Origin of the sequence: Sphingomonas turrisvirgatae (assembly GCF_001721295.1) — a bacterium.
Lineage (GTDB): Bacteria > Pseudomonadota > Alphaproteobacteria > Sphingomonadales > Sphingomonadaceae > Sphingomonas > Sphingomonas turrisvirgatae.
The window spans coordinates 112,420-132,641 of record NZ_MDDS01000003.1 but is presented as its reverse complement, the minus strand read 5'-3'; the positions used below and the strand labels follow the sequence as shown (position 1 = coordinate 132,641).

General features: G+C 65.5%; 20 protein-coding genes. 7 read left to right on the top strand and 13 right to left on the bottom strand.

Annotated features, from left to right (window positions below):
• Positions 1-5: 5 nt before the first annotated feature.
• From BFL28_RS00675 to BFL28_RS00660, 4 genes are read right to left on the bottom strand one after another with little or no spacing between them, the layout of a single operon-like run.
• Entirely contained in the window at positions 6-608 is a 603-nt protein-coding gene (locus tag BFL28_RS00675) for an ABC-type transport auxiliary lipoprotein family protein (RefSeq protein ID WP_069318709.1), read from the bottom strand.
• 2 nt (positions 609-610) lie between these two features.
• The gene (locus tag BFL28_RS00670) at positions 611-1,582 is read right to left on the bottom strand and encodes an MlaD family protein (RefSeq protein WP_069318708.1); all 972 of its coding nucleotides are present in this window, start codon (positions 1,580-1,582) and stop codon (positions 611-613) included.
• The gene (locus tag BFL28_RS00665) at positions 1,583-2,437 is read right to left on the bottom strand and encodes an ABC transporter ATP-binding protein (RefSeq protein WP_069318707.1); all 855 of its coding nucleotides are present in this window, start codon (positions 2,435-2,437) and stop codon (positions 1,583-1,585) included.
• A complete protein-coding gene (locus BFL28_RS00660) occupies positions 2,437-3,543 on the bottom strand; it encodes an ABC transporter permease (RefSeq protein ID WP_069318706.1) in 1,107 nt (368 codons plus the stop codon). Before BFL28_RS00660 ends, BFL28_RS00665 begins: the two co-directional genes overlap by 1 nt.
• Before the next feature lie 98 nt (positions 3,544-3,641).
• Here BFL28_RS00660 and BFL28_RS00655 point away from each other — a divergent pair, with 98 nt between their 5' ends.
• Entirely contained in the window at positions 3,642-4,316 is a 675-nt protein-coding gene (locus tag BFL28_RS00655) for an HAD family hydrolase (protein WP_069318740.1), read from the top strand.
• A gap of 27 nt (positions 4,317-4,343) precedes the next feature.
• Here the strand turns inward: BFL28_RS00655 and BFL28_RS00650 are convergent, their stop codons facing one another.
• The 3 genes from BFL28_RS00650 to BFL28_RS00640 are packed head-to-tail and all read right to left on the bottom strand — an operon-like array spanning position 4,344 to position 10,002.
• Positions 4,344-5,591, bottom strand: a complete 1,248-nt coding sequence (locus BFL28_RS00650; RefSeq protein WP_241527160.1) for a DUF445 domain-containing protein — start codon at positions 5,589-5,591, stop codon at positions 4,344-4,346.
• A 55-nt stretch (positions 5,592-5,646) separates the two neighbouring features.
• Positions 5,647-8,781 (bottom strand): efflux RND transporter permease subunit, encoded by a 3,135-nt coding sequence (locus BFL28_RS00645; protein WP_069318705.1) that lies wholly within the window; start codon positions 8,779-8,781, stop codon positions 5,647-5,649.
• Between the two features lie 12 nt (positions 8,782-8,793).
• Positions 8,794-10,002: an efflux RND transporter periplasmic adaptor subunit gene (locus BFL28_RS00640; protein WP_069318704.1), complete on the bottom strand. Its 1,209-nt coding sequence runs from the start codon at positions 10,000-10,002 to the stop codon at positions 8,794-8,796.
• A gap of 239 nt (positions 10,003-10,241) precedes the next feature.
• On the opposite strand from BFL28_RS00640, the gene BFL28_RS00630 reads away from it, so the two are divergent.
• A complete protein-coding gene (locus BFL28_RS00630) occupies positions 10,242-10,499 on the top strand; it encodes a GlsB/YeaQ/YmgE family stress response membrane protein (protein ID WP_069318702.1) in 258 nt (85 codons plus the stop codon).
• Between the two features lie 89 nt (positions 10,500-10,588).
• A complete protein-coding gene (locus BFL28_RS00625) occupies positions 10,589-11,299 on the top strand; it encodes an SIMPL domain-containing protein (RefSeq protein WP_069318701.1) in 711 nt (236 codons plus the stop codon).
• Positions 11,300-11,357: 58 nt separating this feature from the next.
• On the opposite strand, the gene BFL28_RS00620 is transcribed toward BFL28_RS00625, so the two are convergent.
• The 3 genes from BFL28_RS00620 to BFL28_RS00610 form a co-directional block, all read right to left on the bottom strand.
• Positions 11,358-11,615 carry a GlsB/YeaQ/YmgE family stress response membrane protein gene (locus BFL28_RS00620; RefSeq protein WP_069318700.1) on the bottom strand — a complete coding sequence of 86 codons (258 nt, stop codon included), beginning with the start codon at positions 11,613-11,615 and terminating at the stop codon, positions 11,358-11,360.
• A 141-nt stretch (positions 11,616-11,756) separates the two neighbouring features.
• Complete coding sequence (sciP, locus tag BFL28_RS00615) at positions 11,757-12,056, bottom strand: CtrA inhibitor SciP (protein WP_069318699.1); 300 nt, start codon at positions 12,054-12,056, stop codon at positions 11,757-11,759.
• A gap of 99 nt (positions 12,057-12,155) precedes the next feature.
• The gene (locus BFL28_RS00610) at positions 12,156-12,449 is read right to left on the bottom strand and encodes a hypothetical protein (protein WP_193790881.1); all 294 of its coding nucleotides are present in this window, start codon (positions 12,447-12,449) and stop codon (positions 12,156-12,158) included.
• Between the two features lie 106 nt (positions 12,450-12,555).
• Here BFL28_RS00610 and mnmA point away from each other — a divergent pair, with 106 nt between their 5' ends.
• Complete coding sequence (mnmA, locus tag BFL28_RS00605) at positions 12,556-13,677, top strand: tRNA 2-thiouridine(34) synthase MnmA (protein ID WP_069318738.1); 1,122 nt, start codon at positions 12,556-12,558, stop codon at positions 13,675-13,677.
• Positions 13,678-13,755: 78 nt separating this feature from the next.
• Complete coding sequence (locus BFL28_RS00600; RefSeq protein ID WP_069318737.1) at positions 13,756-14,487, top strand: Crp/Fnr family transcriptional regulator; 732 nt, start codon at positions 13,756-13,758, stop codon at positions 14,485-14,487.
• On the opposite strand, the gene BFL28_RS00595 is transcribed toward BFL28_RS00600, so the two are convergent.
• The 3 genes from BFL28_RS00595 to pdxH are packed head-to-tail and all read right to left on the bottom strand — an operon-like array spanning position 14,484 to position 16,770.
• The gene (locus BFL28_RS00595; protein WP_069318697.1) at positions 14,484-15,275 is read right to left on the bottom strand and encodes a PhzF family phenazine biosynthesis protein; all 792 of its coding nucleotides are present in this window, start codon (positions 15,273-15,275) and stop codon (positions 14,484-14,486) included. The two genes, BFL28_RS00600 and BFL28_RS00595, sit on opposite strands and share 4 nt — an antisense overlap.
• Positions 15,272-16,195: a cation diffusion facilitator family transporter gene (locus tag BFL28_RS00590; protein ID WP_069318696.1), complete on the bottom strand. Its 924-nt coding sequence runs from the start codon at positions 16,193-16,195 to the stop codon at positions 15,272-15,274. Before BFL28_RS00590 ends, BFL28_RS00595 begins: the two co-directional genes overlap by 4 nt.
• On the bottom strand, positions 16,192-16,770 hold the full coding sequence (gene pdxH, locus BFL28_RS00585; protein ID WP_069318695.1) for a pyridoxamine 5'-phosphate oxidase: 579 nt from the start codon (positions 16,768-16,770) through the stop codon (positions 16,192-16,194). The genes BFL28_RS00590 and pdxH overlap by 4 nt, the downstream gene beginning before the upstream one ends.
• 71 nt (positions 16,771-16,841) lie before the next feature.
• Here pdxH and ku point away from each other — a divergent pair, with 71 nt between their 5' ends.
• The gene (gene ku, locus BFL28_RS00580; protein WP_069318694.1) at positions 16,842-17,741 is read left to right on the top strand and encodes a non-homologous end joining protein Ku; all 900 of its coding nucleotides are present in this window, start codon (positions 16,842-16,844) and stop codon (positions 17,739-17,741) included.
• Positions 17,742-17,745: 4 nt separating this feature from the next.
• Positions 17,746-20,181 carry a DNA ligase D gene (ligD, locus tag BFL28_RS00575; RefSeq protein WP_069318693.1) on the top strand — a complete coding sequence of 812 codons (2,436 nt, stop codon included), beginning with the start codon at positions 17,746-17,748 and terminating at the stop codon, positions 20,179-20,181.
• The last annotated feature ends 41 nt before the right edge of the window (positions 20,182-20,222 follow it).

The following is a 20,222-nucleotide window of genomic DNA, read 5'->3' as shown; positions in this document are numbered from 1 at the left end:
TGACCTTAACGGCCGACCCAGTCGGCGACTTCACCGGCGACCTGGTTGGCGGCGGCGTTGAGCGCGATGCCGGCCGAGGGCGCGTCGATCGCGGTCATGGGCACGCGCGCTTCGAACCGGCGCTTTTCGAAATTGCGAGCGGCACCATCGCGAGTAAGCGTGGCGTCGAACGTGACCACGGCTTCATTGGTGGTCGCATCGACGCCGAAATGACGCAACTCCCCGCCTAGGCGCGCGCCGGGATCGGACAGCGCCTGGCGCAAGCTCAGCACCACCCGGCCGGTGCGGGTGGTGATCGTGTCGGACAGGAGGCGCGCGAAAAGACGGTTGGGCGCTTCGACCCATTGCGCGTCCTTGAGATAGGCGATCGCCGTCTCGCTCGAGCGCACCGGCACGCGGGCGACGGCAAGTTCCTGGGGCACGACTGGCACGGTGATCGTGATCGAGCGGGCATCGGCCGAACTCGCCGTCGCGCCGACCGCGACGGCCGCGGTTGGCGTGAGTGTCAGCAGCGCATCGGGCGGTTCGGCGCCGAAGCGGATACAGCCGGCAAGCGACGCTGACAGGGCGAGGGGAAGCGCGATGCGGGCGAGCGTCTTCATGGCCATGCTCATTTCTTCCTGGGTTCATAGTCAGGCAGCTTCTGCCCGCCGATCAACGATCCGGCGCCACCCTTGTCGATCTTTTCGGCGACGGACTGCAGCGCGATCGCGGTTTCGCGCAGATCCTGGATCAGCTGGTTCACTTCGGGGACGGTCTTGGTCGAAACCTCGTCGAAGCCCTTGTCCGCCTTGCCCAATGTCCGTTCGAGCTGTTGTAGCGTGCGGTCGGCCGAACTGATCGCGCCGCGCAGGTTCTGCATCGTGGGTCCGACTTCCTTGTCGAGCACGCGATCCGTCGTTTCCGCCGCGTTGCCGATCTGCTCAGCAGCGAAGCCGGCCTGTTTCACCGTGTTGCGTAGTTCGGCGATGGCAAGCCGCATGTCGGGCGCTCCCTTCGCAAGCTCGTCCGTCAGGCGATTGGTGTTTTGCAGAATGCCGGCGATCGACGCCTGATTGCGGTCGCCCAGCAACTCGGTCAGCCGCTCGGTCAGGGTCGAGATGCGTTCGAGCAGGCGCGGCGCGGACGAGAGCAGCGCGCCAAGTCCGCCTTGCCGCGTGGGGATCACCGGTACGCCCATTGGGCAAACGCTGCGCGGATTCTGGTCCGGGCATTCGATCGCCGGCGCACCCTTGACCGCGCCATCGAGCTGAATCTGGCTGACGCCGGTAAATCCGACGCCTTGGATGGTTGCGGTTGTACCCTGAAGCACTGGAATATCGCTGTTCACGCTGATGCGGACGCGCACCAGGCTGGGGTCCGGTTTGAACAGTGCGATTTCCTTGACCTGCCCCGCCGGCACGCCGGAAAAGGACACGGCCGAGCCCTTGTTCACACCCTCAACCGATTGCTTGAAGAAGATGTCATACTCCTTCTCGGACGTGGTGTTGATGCGCGCCAGCCAGACGGTGAACAGCGCCAGTACCGCAAGCAGGATCAGCACCACCGCACCAACCAGCACATGATTTGACCGGGTTTCCATCTATACCCCCTGAGCCTTTTCAGCTGCCGTCGCGGCGCTGGTGACGGCGGCGCGTCCGCGCGGGCCGTTGAAATATTCCTGGATCCACGGGTGATCCAGCTCGAGCAATTCGTCGATCGTGCCGACCGCGATCACCCGCTTGTCGGCCAGCACCGCCACCCGGTCGCAAATGGCGTAGAGCGAGTCGAGATCGTGGGTGATGAGGAAGACGGTGAGGCCGAGTGTGCGCTGAAGCGACAGAGTGAGTTCATCGAATGCGGCCGCGCCGATCGGATCGAGACCGGCGGTCGGCTCGTCAAGGAACAGCAATTCGGGATCGAGCGCGAGACTGCGCGCGAGGCCCGCGCGCTTTTTCATGCCGCCCGATAACTCGGCCGGGTATTTCGGCCCGGCATCGGGCGACAGGCCAGTCATCACAACCTTGTACGCGGCAATCTCGTCGAGCAGCGGCTGACCGAGATGAGGGTAGAATTCGCGCAGGGGGACCTGAACATTCTCGGCCACCGTCAGGGTCGAGAATAGCGCGCCGCCCTGGAACAGCACGCCCCAGCGGCGTCGGATGTCGATTGCCTCGACCGGGTCGCATTCCAGGACGGGTTCGCCGAACACCTCGATACTGCCTTCGTCGGGAACCTGAAGGCCGATGATCGAGCGCATCAGCACCGACTTGCCGGTTCCCGACCCGCCGACGACGCCAATGATCTCGCCACGCCTGACGTCGAGGTCGAGGCCATCGTGGATGACCTGTTCGCCGAAGCTGTTGCGCAGCGCGCGCACACGGATGACCGCATCGCCGTCCAGGATCGGCGAGAGGCGAGGGGAGCCGGGGCGCGCGGATCGCGGAGCAGTCGCCATCAGTTCCACCCGACTTCGGTGAAGAACACCGCAAAGAAGGCGTCGAGAACGATGACGAGGAAGATCGCCTGAACGACCGCAGTGGTGGTGCGCGTGCCGACCTGTTCGGCGTCCGCCTCGACCTGCATGCCCTGGAAACAGCCGGCAATCGCGATGATCGCGCCAAAGACCGGCGCCTTGACCAGGCTGACATAGAGGTCGGTCATCGGCACCACTTCGCGAATGCGCTGGATGAAGGTGATCGGCGGGATGTCGAGCGAGATCCAGCAGAGCAGCCCACCGCCGATGATCGCGACGAGCGAGGCATAGAAGGCAAGCAGCGGCATCATCAGGACCGCGGCGAGCACCCGCGGCAGTACCAGCGCCTCCATCGGGCTGACGCCGATGGTGCGCATGGCGTCGATTTCCTCGGTCAGCTTCATCGTGCCGATCTGCGCCGCGAATGCCGAGCCCGAACGGCCCGCGACCATGATCGCGGTCATCAACACACCCAGTTCGCGCAGCGTGATGCGGCCGACCAGATTGATGGTGAATACTTCGGCCCCGAACTGGCGCAGCTGCACCGCGCCCTGCTGTGCGATGACGATGCCGATCAGGAAGCTCATAAGGCCGATGATGCCTAGCGACTGGACACCGACCACTTCGAACCGATGGACCGTCGCATTGAAGCGAAAGGCGCGCGGGTTGCCGAGGATGCGGCCAAAGGCAACCACGGTGCCGCCCATGAAGCCGAGCAGGCCGTAAAGTGTGCGGAACGCCTGGATGACGGCTTCGCCGACTTCGCCAAGCAGGCGAGCGAAGGTGCCGGGTTCGGGACGCTTTGCTTCGATCGGATGATCGGCTTGGGCGACCTGATCGAACAGGTGACGCGTATTTTCGCCCAGCCCCGTGACGGTGGCGCCGTGATCACGAGCGTAGCGGTGGACGACCCAGGCACCGACAGTGTCGATGCGCTGGGCGCCGCTAACGTCGAGCGTGGCAACAGGACCCGGCGCGGCGGCGAGCCGTTCGGGCAGATCGCCGATCGAGCGAAGCGACAGGTCGCCGGTAAAGCGCAAGGTCCCCCCGTTCGCCACATCGTGCTGGAAATCGGCTGGCGCGCTCATCGCGGCAATGCATGGTTCATTCGAGGTGGAACGGCAAGCTCTCGCTTTTGCAGTTGTTTCAGCTACGTCTCAATCCCCGACATGATGCCAAGGTTCCGATGCGCCGACTTGCAATTTACGACATGGACAAGACCATCACGCGCAGGGCGACATGGACGCCGTTCCTGATCCATGCGGCGATGGCACGGGCGAGGTGGCGGCTGGCGCTTTGGCCGCTCGCCGGGGTAGCGAGCGCCGCCTATCTGGCGAAGGGGATCTCGCGTGCACGGCTGAAGGAGGTCACTCACCGGCTCATGATCGGTCGGTCGATCCCGCCCGACGAGCTAGAGGCGCTGGCGACTGCCTTTGCCGAGCGGGTCGCAGCGAGCGGCCTGTTCGCCGATGCGCGAGCGCGGGTGGAGGCCGATCGCGCAGCAGGGTGGGAGCCGGTGCTGGCGACGGCAAGCCATGGCTACTATGCAAGGGCGATCGCGGCGAAGCTGGGGATCGGGCACGTGATCGCGACGCTGGCGCGACGCGACGCAGCGGGGAATATCCTGCCAGGATTGGAGGGCGAGAATTGCTATGGCGCCGGCAAGCTGCGGATGATCGAGGCATGGCTGGCGGGCGATGGGCTGGCGCGGGCGGACGTGCAGATCCGTTTCTATAGCGATCATGTGTCGGACGCCCCGGCGCTTGAATGGGCGGATGATGCCTATGCGGTCAACGCGCATGGCCCGTTGCGCAAGCTGGCGAAGCTGCGGGGCTGGACGGTGCTGGACTGGGCGGGGTGACTGCCTGGTCCGATCTGCAGCGGGGCTTCAGAGCAGTGTGTGCAGCGTGTGGATGGCAAGGCCGACCAGGCCGCCGACCAGCGTGCCGTTGATGCGAATATATTGCAGGTCCTGGCCGACCGTGTTTTCGAGCCGGCCGGTCAGGGTATGCGCGTCCCAGCTGCGCACCGTATCGCTGACGAGGCGGACGATGCCGTCGCCATAGTCTGCCGCCGTGCCGACGGCCGCGCGGCGCACGAAGCGGTTGATCATGTGCGCAAGGCGCGGGTCGCTTTGCAGCGTCGTGCCGAGCTGGCGCAGCGCGTCGCCGAATTTGCCGGTCAGCGCCGCGTCGGGGTCGCGTGCAACGCGGAGCAGTGCGGCGCGGGCCTGTTCCCACATCCCCTCGATCCAGCGGGCAAGCGCCGGGTTGTCGAGCAGGTCGGCCTTGAACGCTTCGACCTTCATCCGCGTAGGAATATCGAACTGGAGGTCAAAGGCGAGCTTTTCGATCCCTTCCTCGACCTTTGCGCGGAGCGGATGAGCAGGGTCTTCGGCGACGTCGGCGACCAGCTTGTAGAGGCCGTCGATGATCTTGTCGGCAAGTGTCTCGTCAAGTCCCGTCCAGCGCATGATCGTGCCGGCGCGGTCGTGCACCATCTTGCGGATCAGCGCCTCATTGGTGTCGATCACCTTGGCCAGCCAGCGCAGCATCGAGTCCATGAGCGGCAGGTGGCGCCCCTCCGCCATTGCCGCGCCGAGCGCCTGGCCCAGCAGCGGCGCGATGTCGGTCTGACGGAGGCGGGTGGAAACCGCGCCCTTGATCATGCCGCCAAGCTGCTCCTGATCGAGCGATTCGAGCAAGGACGCGGCCATGCGCGATGCGCCGCGGCGCAGGCGGCCCGAACTTTCCGGCGGCTGGGCCAGCCATCGTCCGGCGGCGCCGGCGACATCGACCCCCTGCATCCGGCGCGCAACGACGCGCGGGACGAGGAAATTGTCGCGCAGGAAGCTCGCCAACGCGGTGGCGATCCGGTCCTTGTTGCGCGGGATGATGGCGGTGTGGGGGATGGGCAGCCCCAGCGGGTGGCGAAACAGCGCGGTAACGGCGAACCAATCGGCCAGGCCGCCGACCATCGCCGCCTCGGCAAAGGCCCGCACGAAGCCAGCGGGCAAATAGGCTGGCTCATAGTGGCGGGCTGCGAAATAGATGAGCGCCATGGCAACCAGCAGGCCGGTCGCGATGAAGCGCATCCGGCGCAGACCGGGCGGCACGGGTTCGCGCGTCGTGAACATGCGTGCGCGAGGAGACCGGGTCATGCCCGTAACAATTCGCGCGCGCTGATTTGGTTCACTCGGCAGGTTGCGTTCCATCCGGGCCGGGCAGGCGACCGGTGCCCGCCTGGTGCTCGATCACCGCGCCCTGAGGGCCGTTTTCGTCGCCCGGAGTATAGGTAAGCAGGCGGCGACGCAGGCGCGGACCCATCCAGCGTTCAACGCCGATCGCCAGGCTGAAACTGGCCGGCACGATCAGGAGCGTGAGCAGCGTCGAGAGCGCAAGGCCGCCGATCACGACGATGCCCATCGGCGCGCGCCACGAACTGTCGCCAGAAAGCGAGAGCGCAGTAGGCACCATGCCGGCGATCATCGCGACCGTGGTCATGATGATCGGCTGCGCACGCTTGTGGCCGGCATCGGCAATGGCCGTGATCTTGTCGACGCCCTTCTCCATTTCCTCAATCGCGAAGTCGATCAGCAGGATCGAATTCTTTGCGACGATGCCGAGCAGCATCAGCAGGCCGATATAGACCGGCATCGAGATCGGATTGCCCGTAATCCACAGCGCCAGCAGGCCGCCGAGCGGGGCAAGCAGGAGCGAGCCCATGTTGACCAGCGGCGAAACGAAACGGCGATAGAGCAGCACCAGCACGGCGAAGACGAGGAACACGCCCGCGATCACGGCAATGATGAAGTTCTGGATCATCTCGCCCTGGATCTTGGACTGGCCGACGTTCATTTCCGACACGCCGAGCGGCAGGTTCTTCATCGTCGGCAGCTGCTTGATCTGCTTCATCGCGTCGCCGCTGACCACGCCTGGAGCCAAGTCGGCGCCGATCAGGATGCGGCGCTGCTTGTTGATGCGGTCAATACGCGTGGGGCCCGCGCCGAAGCCGATATCGGCGACGACGCTCAACGGCACCGAGCCGCCGCTCTGCGTCGCGACGGGCAGGTTCTGGATCGTCGAGAGGCGCGCACGCGCGTCTTCGTTCAGCGCGACGCGGATCGGGATCTGGCGATCGGACAGCGAGAAACGCGCGCTGTTTTGGTCGATATCGCCAAGCGTCGCGATGCGGATCGCCTGCGACAGCGCTTGGGTCGTCACGCCGAGATTGGCGGCAAGATCCATGCGCGGCTTGATTACGATTTCAGGGCGCTTGAGATCGCCTTGGACGCGCGGGGCGACCACCGTGCGAAGGCCGTTCATCTCATCGACGATCTTTTGCGCGGTCTGCTGAAGCAGCACCGGATCCTCGCCGCCCAGCGTGATCGAGAGCGCACGGCCGCTGCCGCCCCAGCCGCCCTGCGCACGAAAGGTGACGCGCGCATCCGGAATCTTGGCAAGTTCAGGCGTCATGCGGCGCTGGAACTCATCGCTGGTGAATTTGCGGTCTTCGGCCAGCATCGCGGTGACGCGGCCATTGCCCACGCCGGCGCGGGTATAGATGTTCTCGACGCCGTCCTGCTTCTCAAGCAGCAGACGCACGCGGGTCACGACCAGTTTGGTCTGGTCGAGCGTCGTGCCAGGCACCATTTCGATCGTGGCGGTGACCGCGTCCTGATCCTGCTGCGGCTGGAAGGTGTTCGGCAGTACCATGAACATGACGATGGTAAGCGCGAACGAGGCGAGACCGCCGACGATCGCCGACCAGCGATGACGCAGCGTCCAGTGCAGCACCTTCATATACTGGTCCATCAGCCAGCCCTCGCCATGCGTCGCATGACCCTTGGCCTTCAGGAAATAGGCGGCGATCATGGGGGTGAGCATACGCGCGACGACAAGGCTCATCAGCACCGCAGCGACCACGGTAAGGCCGAAATTCTTGAAGAACTGGCCTGAGATTCCCGGCATCAGCCCGACTGGCAGGAACACCGCGACGATCGACATGGTGGTGGCGAGCACGGCAACACCGATCTCGTCCGCCGCGTCGATCGATGCCTGATAGGCGGTTTTGCCCATGCGCATGTGGCGGACAATATTCTCGATCTCGACGATCGCGTCGTCGACGAGCACGCCGGCGACCAGGCTGAGCGCGAGCAGTGTCATCTGGTTGAGGTTGAACCCGAGCAGCTCCATGAAGAAGAACGTCGGAATGGCCGAGAGCGGGATCGCCAGTGCCGAGATGAACGTCGCGCGCCAGTCGCGCAGGAACAGGAACACCACGACGACAGCCAGCAGCGCGCCTTCGATCAGCGCCTCGATCGCCGATTCATATTGGGATTCGGCATATTCGGTGTTGTTGAACAAAACCTCGAAGCGCACCTTCGGATTGCGCTCAGCCATTTCCTTCAGCTTGACCTCGGCGGCATGGAACACTGCGACGTCGGACGCGCCCTTACCACGCTTGATATCGAAGGCGAGCACTTCCTGGCCGTTCCACTGCGCCGAACTGCGCAATTCGGCGTAAGCATCCCTGACATCGGCGATGTCGGAGAGGCGCACTGTGCGCCCCGCGCCGATCGCAATCTGCGTCTGGCCCAGGGCATAGGCATTTTGTGCGTTGCCCAGCACGCGAACGGACTGTTCCGTGCCGGAGATTTCGGCGCGACCGCCGGCGGCGTTCAAGTTCACCTGCCGCAGCTGCTGGTTCACTTGGCTTGCAGTCAGGCCATAGGCCTGAACCTTGGCGGGATCGAGGATGATGCGGATTTCGCGGTTGACGCCGCCGATCCGCTCGACCGCGGTGAGGCCGGGAACCGACAACAGTTCCTTGGACACCGCGTTGTCGACGTACCAGCTGAGCTCCTCCATCGTCAGGTCGGTGGCGATGGCGGTGAAGCTGGCCACATCGTTGTCGGTCGTGTTGGCGCGGAATACCTGCGGTTCGAGAATGCCGTCCGGCAGGTCGCCGCGAATTTGGTTCACCGCTTCGCGGACATCCTGCACCGCCCGGTCGATCGGCGTACCGATTGCAAGCTGAATGACCGTCTGCGAGCTGCCTTCCTGCACCGTGGATTCGATCTGGTCGATGCCCTGCAGCGCACGCACGGCGGATTCGACGCGCTGGGTGACCTGAGTCTCAAGCTCGGTCGGCGCGGCGCCGGGCTGGCTGATGACCACGATCGCGATTGGGAAGTCGATATCCGGATCCTGGTTCACGTCCATGCGCATGAAGCTGACCAACCCGGCGATCGTCAGCGCGATGAACAGGACGATGGGTGGAACCGGATTACGGATCGACCATGCCGAAATATTGCGAAAGCCCATCGTCCTGGTTTCTCAGCGCTTGAGGGTCGTCAGGTTCGGAATGACCTTCTGACCCGGATTGAGGAAGGCGCCTGCGGTCAGCACGACCCGTTCGGTCCCGGTGAGCCCGCTGGTGATTGCGACCCCGGCGTCCGAAACGTCGCCGGTGGTGATCGCACGACGCTCCGCTTCGTCCTTCGCATTGAGGACATAGACGAAATTGCCCTTGTTGTCGCTCTGTACCGCCGATTGCGGCAGCAGCGGCGCGACTTGTCCTCCCGAAACGATGCGAGCAGAGGCGAATCCGCCGGGGCGCAACGCCTTGTCATAAGCGAGCGCAATACGAGCAATGCCCTGACGCGTCTGGGGATCGATCACCGGTGAGACCTGCCAGACCTGGCCGACAAAGGTCTGCGTCGTGCCGACCGGCGTCACTTCGGCTCGGGCACCGACACTGAGCCGCTGCAAATCCGCTTCGGACAACTGTGCGCGCAATTCCATCTGCCCGCCCTGGGCGATGCGGAACAGCGTGCCGGTGCCCGAGCTGATGATCTGCCCCGGCTCAACCTGTCGTGTGAGGACGAGACCGGCAGCCGGCGCCCGGATGTCGAGCCGGCGGTTGCGCGCGGTCGTTTCGCCGAGCTGGGCCCGCGCGACACGGACGCGAGCGGCGGCGGCGTCTCGCGTGGCTGTCAGGCGATCAATATCCGCCTTGGACACAAAACCGTTGCTGACGAGGCGCTGGGCGCGGTCGAGATTGGCCTGGGCAAGATCGAGGTCGGCCTGGGCAACGCGGATGCCTGCCGCCTGGGACTGGGCCGTCTGGGCCTGGACAGAGCGATCGACCGTGGCGAGCACCTGACCCGCGCCGACCCAGCTGCCCGGCTCGACCAGCACGCGAGTCACCATGCCGCCTTCGCCGGCGACGCCCACCGGCATTTCGCGCCGCGCGGCGAGTGAGCCGGTGCCGCTGATGGCAAGTTCGATGGACTGGCGGCCCGGCACGGCAACGGTCACGGTCGGCAACTGGCGCCCCCCGCCGGTCTGCGGCCCGGCCTTGCTTGCCGCAGCGTTCGTCTGTCCGTCGCGCTTGCCGGAGGCAATGGCGAACCAGGCGATCGCAATGGCCACGACCACCAGCACCGCGCCGATGATCAGCCATTTGCGGCGCGAGCGCGCCTGCGTCTCGTCAGTCAACGCCAGCGGTTCGTCCCTGCCCAACATCCCAGCCTCGTAATTCATGCACGATCCCCCCTCGAATCGACCCTGTCGCGGGCCGCACGAGCCATCCAGTCATGCTGTGTTATATGAATAAGTCACCGGCCTCAAGTGCCGCCGCGTACGGCGCGTCGCCTTGCCCGTTTTCGTCCTGTTCCGCAAGCCGCCGCCTCATGTCGATGTGCGCCGAATCGGGGTTTGCACCGGCGCGTCGATGGGGCAGTCTGTCGGTGCCTGCAAAAAGGCCAAACAGGGAGGATTGCATGCCAGAGGGCATTTTGAGCTGGATCCTGATCGGGCTGGTGGCCGGAGCGCTCGGCAAGCTCATCATGCCCGGCAGGGATCCGGGCGGGATCATCGTGACCATCCTGATCGGCATAGCCGGGGCGCTGCTCGCCTTTTATCTCACTCCGCTGTTGCAGATCAGCCTGACGCAGACTTGGCACCACTATCTCGCCGCCACGGCTGGAGCGGTCGTGCTGCTGGCGCTGTATCGCCTGATCATCCGCCGCCGGACCTGAGGCGTCGGTCCCGGGTCGATTTTCGTTCAGCCGGCGTTGTCCTGCCATGCGTTAGCGCGGCCTGACCAACTGACGAAAGGCCGGGTTAAATGGTTCGAGTGCTTGCCGCCGCCGCGATGATCGCGGCGCTTCCGCTGACGGTTTCGGCGCAGGAGCCGGTGCCTGCAGCAATCACCGATGGAACGCTGCTCGACGTGGTAGCCGAGGGCCAGGCGACGCGCGTGCCCGACATCGCCACGATCCGGGCTGGCGTGGTGACTGCTGCGCCGATTGCCGCGGCCGCGCTTTCGGCCAACGCCGCGCAGATGGCGCGGGTGCTGGCGGCGCTGAAGGCAGCCGGTATCGCAACGCGCGACGTACAGACGGCGACGATCTCGCTGAACCCGCAATATCGCTATGCCGAGAACCAGCCGCCGGTCATCACCGGCTATCAGGCGTCGAACAGCGTGGCGGTGAAGTTCCGCGATATCGCCCGGAGTGGCGCGATCCTGGATGCACTGGTCGCACAGGGCGCCAACCAGATCGACGGCCCGTCGCTAGGGATCGACCAGCTCGACGCAGCGCAGGATGAGGCACGGGTCGATGCCGTGAAACGCGCACGGGCGCGTGCCGACCTTTATGCACGGGCGCTGGGCATGCGGGTCGAGCGGCTGATTGCGTTGAGCGAAGGTGACGGCGCAATGCCCGGGCCGGTGCCCGCGATGATGGTCCGGGCGCAGTCGGCAAAGGACAGGACAGAGGTCGCGCCGGGCGAGCAGCAGGTCGGCGTGACGGTGCGCGTACGGTTTCTGCTGAAGTGAAACGAAGAAGGGCCGCCCGTCGCCGGGCGGCCCTCACCATCTGGTCTGATCCGTCGAGTTAACGCACCGAGCCGCGGCGCACGAGGTTGACGATCGCGAGCAGGATTACTGCACCGACCAGCGACACCAGGAAGCTGGTAAGCGTGATACCGTCATTGATGTCGCCGCGATTGAACAGCAGTCCGCCGATGAAGGCGCCCACGATGCCGACCACGATGTTGAGCAGAATGCCCTGTTGCGCATCGGTGCGCATGATGAGGCTGGCTAGCCAGCCCACGACGCCGCCGATGACGAGCCAAAGAATGAAACCGAGCATGTCTTCCTCCACCTTTCAGCCCGCCTGGCGGGCATGTGGCGGTATGACGCGCGAGGCCTGAAAATGGTTCCGCCCGCGTTTCGAGGCGCGGGCGGAGAGGTTTGAGGGGGAAGGAGGAGACCCCTCTGCGAACCGGTCGGTTCAGTATTTGTGTTGCCGCTCGTACAGCGAGCGATAGTGCTGGATGCGCGTAACGCGCAGGCCCGGCATGCCCGAGCGGTCGATCGCGCGCTGCCAGCCGGCAAATTCCTCGACGGTGAGGCCGTAGCGATCGCAAACCTCATCGACCGTGAGCAGGCCGCCATTAACGGCTGCGACCACCTCCGCCTTGCGGCGAACGACCCAGCGCGTGGTTTCGGGCGGGGGAAGCGAGTCGAGCGTCAACGGCTCGCCGAGCGGCCCGATCACCTTTGCCGGACGGATCTTCTGGTTCTCAATCATCGCCTACCTCGTGTCGGGCGGGGGCCCCCGTCTTCATTCTGTAACGACCATAAGCGGCCTGGCTTGAGCATCGCCTAAGCGGCACGGTAAACAGCGCGTTCATCGGGGTTGCCAGGGCGTTAGCGCGGCGTCGGGCGACGCCGTGCCTGACGGGGCGGGGCGGTCGGCCAACGCCCGTTCGACCGCGCCGTTGAACGCGCCATCGGCCGGCGCGAGCAGGCTGCCGGCAGGGCGCGGCGCGTCGAGGTCATATTGCAGCCGCGCGGTGCGGCTGGTCGCCTGACGCGCGGCAACGCCCACCATCAGGATGGCAAGTTCAGTCGGAATCGCGGTGACCGCCGCGCGGTCGATCACATTCCGGTCGAAGCGATAGCTCAAGTCCACAAACGCCACTCACCTTGAGTCGAACACAGGTCTATGGGTAGCGGCGAAGGCTGAAAGGGGGGTAAATGGCCCGAGCTTTTTGCATCTGCGGCTGCGCGGCACTATGTGGCTGGCCATGCCCTCAGGCGATTTCCAGCTTGCCGAGCCGCTGAACGCGCGGCGAATCGTCGTCGCCATGTCGGGCGGCGTCGACAGCTCGGTCGTGGCGGCGCTGGCCGCACAGACGGGCGCCGAGACGATCGGCGTGACACTGCAGCTTTACGATCATGGCGAGGCGGTCGGGCGTGCTGGCAGTTGCTGCGCCGGGCGTGACATCCGCGACGCCCGCGCCGTGTGCGACAAGCTGGGCATCGCGCATTATGTATTCGATCACGCGTCCAGCTTTCGCGAAACGGTCATCGACGACTTCGCCGACGAATATCTGGCCGGGCGAACGCCGATCCCGTGCGTGAAGTGCAACATGGGTCCCAAGTTCACCGACCTGTTCGCACTCGCGCGCGACCTGGGCGCGGATTGCCTGGCGACCGGTCACTACGTGCAGCGCGTTATCGGCCGCGCCGGGCCGGAACTGCACAGAGGCGCCGACCCGGCACGGGACCAGAGCTATTTCCTGTTCGCGACGACCGCGGCGCAGCTCGATTACCTGCGCTTTCCGCTTGGAGGGATGCCGAAGGCACGAGTGCGCGAGTTGGCGGCGGAAATCGGCCTTGGCGTCGCAGCAAAGCCCGATAGCCAGGACATCTGCTTCGTGCCCGACCGCGACTATGCTGGGCTGGTCAAGAAGCTGCGGCCGGAAGCGGATACGCGGGGCGACATCGTCGACGAGACGGGGCGCAAGCTGGGCGAGCATCGCGGCCTCATCCACTTCACCGTCGGCCAGCGGCGGGGGTTGGAGATCGGCGGCACGCCCGAGCCGCTTTATGTCGTCCGCCTCGACGCCGCGCGGCGCGAGGTGGTGGTCGGGCCCAAGTCGGCGCTGGCGGTGCGCGCGGCGCGGATCGACGGGCTGAACTGGCTGGGCGCGGGATATGATGCGGCGAGCGACGGGCCGATGAGCGTCAAGGTGCGCTCGCTCGCCAAGCCCGTGCCGGCGCGGATCGAGGGCGACCGGGTGCTGTTCGAAATGCCGGAATATGGCGTGGCGCCCGGCCAGGCGGCGGTGCTCTATTCCGGCGAACGCGTGCTGGGTGGTGGCTGGATTCGCGAAACCGAGCGGGCCGAGTTGATCGCAAACTGATTACAAGCTAGAAAATAGCTTAGATCAATGCGGCGCAACGGGCTGCGCCCTACGGTTTCCTTCTTTCCAGGGGCTGCCGTGCAAAAAAATTATCCCGACCACCGGCTGAGCGACTTTGCCTGCCTTGCCGACGATGACTTCCAGCGAATGCGCAGTCTGGGTAGCGGGCCGATCGAGCTGCCGCGCAATGCCGTTCTGCGCGCCGAATCCAGCACGGACCGGTCGATGTATCTGCTGGTCGACGGATGGGTCCTATCGTCGATGCTGTTGCGCAACGGCGAGCGGCAGATCCTGAAGCTGCACCTGCCCGGCGACTGGCTCGGAACCAGCAGCATGGCGGTCGAGCGGGCGGTCGATACGCTCACCGCGCTGACCCCGGTGACGGTGCGTAAGGTGCCGCTGGAGACGCTGGGGCAATTGATGGCCAGTTCGCCGCGGCTGATGGCGTTCACGATGCTGACGTCGCAGAAGGAACGCATCGCCCTGATGGATCGGCTGGCGACGGTTGGCCGCTCGACGGCGATCGCGCGGCTCGCCTCGTTCCTGCTTGATCTCAACCTGCGGCTCGAGCGGGTGGGGCAGGCGCAAGAGGGACGGTTCGAGCTGCGGATCACGCAGGAACAGCTGGGCGACATGCTGGGGCTCACGGCGGTGCACGTCAATCGCATGGTGCGCGAGATGGAACGGCGCGGGCTGATCGAACGCAACGGGATGACCGTGCGACTGGCCGACATGGCGGGGCTGAACGCCATCGCCGCCCTGCCCCCGCGAAAGACGGCGGCCGATACGGCATGGATCGGACTCGACTAGAGCAGGAATGTCCCCTCGATCACCGTGACGCAGCGTCCGCGCAGGATCACCCTGTCCTGCGCCAGTTCGCAATCGACCTTGCCGCCCCGACGGCTCGCCTGAAACGCAGTGAAGCGCTCGCGACCAAGACGCGCGGTCCAATAGGGCGTGAGGACGCTGTGCGCCGAGCCGGTCACCGGGTCTTCGTCGATGCCGGCTGCGGGCGCGAAGACGCGGCTTACCACGTCGGTTTGCGTACCGGGCGCGGTGACGATGTTGAGCGTGTTGCCGAGCGCGGCCAGGGCGCGGAAATCGGGCCGAAGCCCCAGCACCGCCGCCGCGCTGTCGAGAACGGTCAGATCATACCCATTGGGGTGATGCAGCGTCTCGCCGCCCGAGACCCCGAGCGCTTCGAGCAAGCCCGGGATCGTGGCGGGCGCAGGTGGATAGGCGGGGAGGGCCATGGCATAGCCATCGCTCTCACGCTCGACCAAAAGGATGCCGGCCGATCGCGTGCGGAAGCTGACTCGGTTCAGCGCCGGATCGGCGCTCAGCACATGATGGCCGCTGGCAAGCGTCGCATGGCCGCATAGCGCCACTTCGACGGCAGGCGTGAACCAGCGCAGTTCGTAATCCGCCGCAGCGCTGGCATCGCGCACGATGAACGCCGTTTCGGAAAGGTTGTTTTCCTCGGCGATGGCTTGCAGCACGGCATCGTCCAGCCACGCGTCGAGCGGGATCACCGCGGCGGGATTGCCGGTGAACGGACGGTCGGCAAAGGCGTCGATCTGGGCAAAGGGCAGCTTCATGTCGCGTCCTTCAATTGTCCGATCTCGTCCGCCTCGCGCAGCGGATCGCCCGGCTGATCGACCTGGCCGACGGGATCGACATGGATGAGGATTTCGGTGCCGGGAAAGGCGGCCTCCAGCTTGGCCTCCAGTTCCTCGGTCACGTCATGCGCCTGGGCGACGCTCATCTGCCCCGGCAGGTGGATGTGGAACTGCGCGAAATCCTGCGCGCCGCTGGTGCGCGTGCGCAGGTCGTGCAGGCTTTCCAGGCGCGGGTCGGATGCAGCGCATTCGACGAGCGCGCGGCGCTTTTCCTCGGGCCATTCACGGTCCATCAACTGGCCCATCGCTTCGCTTGCGGCGCGCCAGGCCCCCCACAGCAGCCATAGCGCAATGGCGATGCCGAACACGGGATCGGCGCCCCTCAAATGTAGATATTGGTCGATCACCAGCGCGGCGATGACGCCGAGGTTGAGGAACAGATCGGATTGGTAATGCAGCTGGTCGGTGCGCACGGCGATCGATCCGCTCGCGGCGATGGCGCGGCGTTGATAGGCGGTGAGCGCAAGCGTCGCGGCGATCGCGATGACCGACACTGCGATGCCGGATTCGGGGTTGGCCGAAACGTCACCCGACAGAAAGCGCTGCACCGCGCGAACGGCGATGAAGCTGGCGGAAACCGAGATCAGCGCGACCTGAAACAGCGCGGCGAGCGCCTCGGCCTTGCCATGGCCGAAGCGATGCGCGGCGTCAGCCGGCTGCGCGGCGATGCGCACGCCCGCAAGGGTAACGAGGCTCGCGACGAGATCGAGCAGGCTGTCGGCAAGGCTGGCGAGCATCGCGACGGAGCCGGTCTTCCACGCGGCGTACCCTTTTAGCGCACCAAGGAAGAGCGCAGTGACGACGCTGGCGATGGCGGCGCGGGTCGCCGTTACCGTCATGGGTAGAGCAGGCCTTCCCGCCAGCCGTCGGCCGTTCGCGTGAATACGCGGCGCTCGTGCAGGCGGTGAGCGCGATCCTGCCAGAATTCGATTGCATGCGGCGTCACGCGATAGCCGCCCCAATGCGGCGGGCGGGGCACGTCGCCGCCCGCGAACCGCGCCTGCATTTCCTCGTAGCGCGCTTCGAATGTTGCACGGTCAGCCAGCGGGCGTGATTGATCGCTGGCCCAGGCGCCGAGCTGCGAATCCCGGCTGCGCGTGGCGAAATAGGCATCGGACTCGGCCGCGGTGGTGTGAGTTACCGTGCCCTCGACGCGGATCTGGCGGCGCAGCGACTTCCAGTGGAACAGCAGCGCGGCCTTGGGCACGGCAGCCAGGTCGGCAGCCTTTCGCCCTTCATGATTGGTGTAGAAGACGAAGCCATCGGGACCGTGGCCCTTGAGCAGCACCATGCGCACCGATGGTTGGCCCGAGGCGTCGACCGTGGCCAGTGCCATGGCGTTGGAGTCGTTGATCTCGCTGCTGCGAGCCTCGGCGAACCATGAATCGAAGAGGGCGAAGGGATCGGTCGTCATGCTCGCAGAGATAGGCGGAACGAGTCTGCATCCCAAGCTTTGAATCGGTCTCGCAACGAGGAGACACGACGATGGCCGCGCGCGCTTACTGGCAGGGACAGATCCGCCTCGCGCTGGTTTCGATCCCTGTGGAAATCTATTCCGCCACCAAATCTGGCGCGCAGATCGCGTTCCACCAGGTGCATGAGCCGTCGGGTCAGCGCATCAAATACGAGAAGGTCGTGCCCGGCGTGGGACCGGTCGATCTCGACGAGATCGTCAAGGGTTTCGAATATGAGAAGGGTCATTATGTCCTGCTGGAGCAGGACGAGATCGATGCGGTGAAGCTGGAGTCCAAGAAGACGCTGGAGCTGACCCAGTTCGTCGACGCGCACGAGATCGACGTTCTCTACTATGAGAAGCCTTATTTCGTGGTGCCGGCCGATGATCTGGCCGAAGAAGCGTTCGTCGTGCTGCGTGAGGCGCTGCGGCGCTCTCGCAAAGTGGGGCTGGGGCAGCTGGCGATGCGCGGTCGCGAATATGTCGTCAGTCTGAAACCGTGCGGGCGCGGCATGGTGCTGGAAACGCTGCGCTATGCCGACGAGGTGAACAAGGCGCAGGGCTATTTTCGCGACATTCCGGACATGGAGCCGGATGCCGAGTTGCTCGGCCTGGCGGAATCGCTGATCGAGAAGAAGTCGGGCAAGTTCGACCCGCAGGCGTTCCACGACCGCTATGTCGACGCGCTGAAAGGGCTGATCGAGCGCAAGAAGAAGCAGAAGTCGAACCGCAAGATCATCGAGGAAAAGGATGGCGGCGATCCGCGCGGGTCGAACGTCGTGGACTTGATGGCGGCGCTCAAGAAGTCTCTGGAAAAGCCGGGTGGCGGGACCGCCTCGCCCGCGAAGAAGCCGGCTGCTGCGAAAAAGGCGCCGACCAAGAAGGCCGCGGCCAAGCCAGCGGCAAAGGCGCCCGCCAAGAAGCGGGCCTGAGACGATGGCCCGCACCGACCCGCTCGCCGAATACAACGCCAAGCGCGACTTCGCCAAGACCGCCGAGCCGGCAGGCGAGATCGCCAAAGGCCAGGGCCGCAAGTTCATCGTGCAGAAGCACGACGCGACGCGGCTTCATTGGGATTTCCGGATCGAAGTGGACGGCGTGCTGAAAAGCTGGGCGGTGACGCGCGGGCCGAGCCTGGACCCCGCCGAAAAGCGGCTCGCGGTGCGGACCGAGGATCACCCCATGTCCTATGCGACGTTCGAGGGAACGATCCCGCAGGGCGAATATGGCGGCGGCACGGTGATGCTGTGGGACGAAGGCGAATGGGCGCCGATCCCCGGCAAGAGCGCGAAGGACCTGGAGAAGGGGCATCTGCACTTCACGCTGGCCGGCGAGCGGATGAAAGGCGAGTGGCTGCTGATCCGTCTGAAGCCGCGCGGGAAGGAGAAGCGCGAGAACTGGCTGCTGCGCAAGATCGAAGACCGGTTTGCGGGGGCGACCGACGAATTGGTCGAGACGGGTCTGACCAGCGTCAAGACCGGGCGGACGATGGAGGAGATCGCCAAGGGGGTGAAGCCGGGCAAGCCGGCCGTGAAACGCAAGACCTCGCCCAGGCCCAAGGCCGGTCCCGTGCCGGGGTTCCGCGAGCCGCAATTGGCGACCCTGGTCGATTCCGTGCCGGCCGGGAATGGCTGGCTGCACGAGATGAAATATGATGGCTACCGCGCGCTGTTGGCGGTGGGGAGGGGCGGGCCGAAGCTGTTCACGCGATCAGGGCTCGACTGGACCGACAAGTTCGCCAGCATTGCGCAGGCGGCGGCGGGGCTGTCGGTCGGGTCGGCGCTGATCGATGGCGAGGTGGTGGCGTTCAAGGACGGCAAGCCCGACTTTTCGACGCTGCAGGAAACGCTCTCCAATCGATCGGGCGAGTTGACCTTTTTCGGCTTCGACCTGATCGAGCAGGATGGCGAGGACATTGGCAAGCTGCCGCAGATCGAGCGGAAGGAACGGCTGCGCGCCGTGCTCGCTGGCGCCGATCCGCGCCTGCAGTTCTCCGAGCATGTGCTGGGCGCGGGCGAGAAGCTGTTTGAGGCGATGTGCGCGCAAGGGCATGAGGGGATCGTGTCTAAGCGCGCCGACGCGCCATATCGCGGCACGCGGACCAAGAGCTGGCTTAAGGTCAAATGCACGCGCCGGCAGGAGTTCGTGATCCTGGGCTGGACCGAGAGCAGCGCGAAGGGGCGGGGCTTTCGCGCGCTGCTGCTGGGCCTGAACGAAGGCGGCGCGCTGCGGTACGCGGGCAAGGTCGGCACCGGGTTCGACATGGCCACGGGACACGCGTTACGGGTAAAGCTCGACAAGCTCGCGCGCAAGTCCCCGGCGGTCGAAGTGCCGCGCGAGGCGAAGCGCGGCGCGCATTGGGTGACGCCGAAGCTGGTCGCCGAAGTGGCCTTCGCCGAGTTCACCGCGGACAATGTCGTGCGGCATGCGAGCTTCCTAGGCCTGCGCGAGGACAAGCCGGCGGAAGACGTGGTGGTCGAGAAGGCGGTCGCCGCCCCCGAAGTCGAGCCGAGCGACGTGAAGATCAGCAACCGCGACCGCGTGATCTTCCCCGACTCCAACGTCACGAAGGGCGATCTTGCCGACTATTATCAGGCAGTCGCGCCGATCCTGCTGCCGTGGGTCACCAACCGGCCGATCAGCCTTGTGCGATGTCCGCAGGGGCGGGCCAAGCAGTGCTTCTTTCAAAAGCATGATGCGGGCAGCTTCGGCGAGCACGTCAAACATGTCGATATCCGCGAGAAGGACGGGCATCTCGAACCCTATCTGTGGGTCGATGATATCGACGGCGTGCTGACCTGCGTGCAGATGGGAACGATCGAGTTTCACGGCTGGGGTAGTCTGGTCAGCGATGTCGAGAAAGCAGATCGCGTGGTTTTCGATCTCGATCCCGACGAAGGACTGGACTGGGAGAAGGTGAAGTCGGCGGCGGCGGACTTGAAGCGGCACCTGGCCGACCTGGGGCTGACCAGCTATCCGATGCTGTCAGGTGGCAAGGGCGTGCATGTGGTGGTGCCGCTGGTTCCGCAGGCCGAGTGGCCAGCCGTCAAGTCGTTCGCCGAACGCTTCGCCCGCGCGCTGGCACAGGCCGAGCCGGATCGCTTCACCGCGAACTTGAAGAAGATCGAACGCAAGGGGCGGATCTTCATCGATTATCTGCGCAACCAGCGCGGGGCGACGGCGGTGCTGCCTTATGTCGCGCGCGCGCGCGCCGGCGCGCCGGTGGCGGTACCGGTCGGCTGGACCGAATTGCGCGACATCGACACGCCGCAGAAGTGGAGCGTGCGCGATGCGACGGCGCTGATCGAACGAGCGAACTCGCGCGCGCTCAAGGGCTGGGGCGTTGCCGAGCAGGTGTTGCCAGAGGTTTAGTCGGGTCACCCTCCCAACCCGAACTTTATTGCACCGCCGCA

Coding starts and splice junctions, on each gene's coding strand:
- BFL28_RS00625 (WP_069318701.1), top strand. CDS start 10,589: ATGGTTCGAGTGCTTGCCGCCGCCGCGATGATCGCGGCGCTTCCGCTG.
- BFL28_RS00665 (WP_069318707.1), bottom strand. CDS start 2,437: ATGGCGACTGCTCCGCGATCCGCGCGCCCCGGCTCCCCTCGCCTCTCG.
- BFL28_RS00655 (WP_069318740.1), top strand. CDS start 3,642: ATGCGCCGACTTGCAATTTACGACATGGACAAGACCATCACGCGCAGG.
- BFL28_RS00590 (WP_069318696.1), bottom strand. CDS start 16,195: ATGACGGTAACGGCGACCCGCGCCGCCATCGCCAGCGTCGTCACTGCG.
- BFL28_RS00675 (WP_069318709.1), bottom strand. CDS start 608: ATGGCCATGAAGACGCTCGCCCGCATCGCGCTTCCCCTCGCCCTGTCA.
- BFL28_RS00650 (WP_241527160.1), bottom strand. CDS start 5,591: ATGTTCACGACGCGCGAACCCGTGCCGCCCGGTCTGCGCCGGATGCGC.
- ku (WP_069318694.1), top strand. CDS start 16,842: ATGGCCGCGCGCGCTTACTGGCAGGGACAGATCCGCCTCGCGCTGGTT.
- BFL28_RS00660 (WP_069318706.1), bottom strand. CDS start 3,543: ATGAGCGCGCCAGCCGATTTCCAGCACGATGTGGCGAACGGGGGGACC.
- BFL28_RS00640 (WP_069318704.1), bottom strand. CDS start 10,002: ATGAATTACGAGGCTGGGATGTTGGGCAGGGACGAACCGCTGGCGTTG.
- BFL28_RS00595 (WP_069318697.1), bottom strand. CDS start 15,275: ATGAAGCTGCCCTTTGCCCAGATCGACGCCTTTGCCGACCGTCCGTTC.
- mnmA (WP_069318738.1), top strand. CDS start 12,556: ATGCCCTCAGGCGATTTCCAGCTTGCCGAGCCGCTGAACGCGCGGCGA.
- BFL28_RS00670 (WP_069318708.1), bottom strand. CDS start 1,582: ATGGAAACCCGGTCAAATCATGTGCTGGTTGGTGCGGTGGTGCTGATC.
- BFL28_RS00620 (WP_069318700.1), bottom strand. CDS start 11,615: ATGCTCGGTTTCATTCTTTGGCTCGTCATCGGCGGCGTCGTGGGCTGG.
- pdxH (WP_069318695.1), bottom strand. CDS start 16,770: ATGACGACCGATCCCTTCGCCCTCTTCGATTCATGGTTCGCCGAGGCT.
- BFL28_RS00645 (WP_069318705.1), bottom strand. CDS start 8,781: ATGGGCTTTCGCAATATTTCGGCATGGTCGATCCGTAATCCGGTTCCA.
- BFL28_RS00630 (WP_069318702.1), top strand. CDS start 10,242: ATGCCAGAGGGCATTTTGAGCTGGATCCTGATCGGGCTGGTGGCCGGA.
- sciP (WP_069318699.1), bottom strand. CDS start 12,056: ATGATTGAGAACCAGAAGATCCGTCCGGCAAAGGTGATCGGGCCGCTC.
- ligD (WP_069318693.1), top strand. CDS start 17,746: ATGGCCCGCACCGACCCGCTCGCCGAATACAACGCCAAGCGCGACTTC.